The sequence below is a fragment of the Methylosinus sp. Sm6 genome (assembly GCF_019802345.1).
Classification (GTDB): domain Bacteria; phylum Pseudomonadota; class Alphaproteobacteria; order Rhizobiales; family Beijerinckiaceae; genus Methylosinus.
In genome coordinates, this window is record NZ_JAINDZ010000149.1 from 1 (window position 1) to 574 (window position 574).

At 69.0% G+C, this 574-nt stretch carries 1 pseudogene; it reads right to left on the reverse strand.

The window, feature by feature from the left end:
* Window positions 1-84: 84 nt before the first annotated feature.
* Window positions 85-574 (reverse strand): annotated as a pseudogene (locus tag K3F48_RS24000) (sugar transporter); the annotation flags it as partial.

Consider the following 574-nt stretch of genomic DNA (forward strand, 5'->3'; position numbering starts at 1 on the left):
CCGCAACATCCGGCGAGCTTCAGCTTGCCCGCGCCGCCGCGCCCCGTCAACCGATTATCGCCGCCCCGGCGACGGTTTTCGGCCTCAATTGTACCGCGCCCCCACGGTCGCCCCCTGGATCGCCGGCTGCGTCAGCATCGATATCAGACGCAGCACCTTGCCCACTTCCGTCAGCGGCGCGTTCGACACGAACAGAATGTCCTTGTCGCGCATCGCGAAGCGGCGCGCCGTGAACAAAGCCTTCGGATCGCGCATGTCGAGATGATAGGCCACCGGAACCTGCGGCCGCGACGCCAGCTCCGCCGTCGCCGTCGGAAAGGCCGAGGCGATCGCGCGCGGCTCATAGCGCAGCACATAGAGCGCGGCCGGATCGGCCCGCTGGTCCTCGAGGCCGCCGGCCTTGCCGATCGCCTCCTCCAGCGTGATGCTGCGCGAGCCGAAGTTCAGGACCGAATTGGCCCCCGTCGCGCCGGCCACGGTGAAGGTCTGCGGCGTGTGCTCCACCGTCACCACATCGCCCGGCCGCACATAAATATTCTCGCGCGGGTTCGCCTGCAGCGCGCCCAGCGGGACC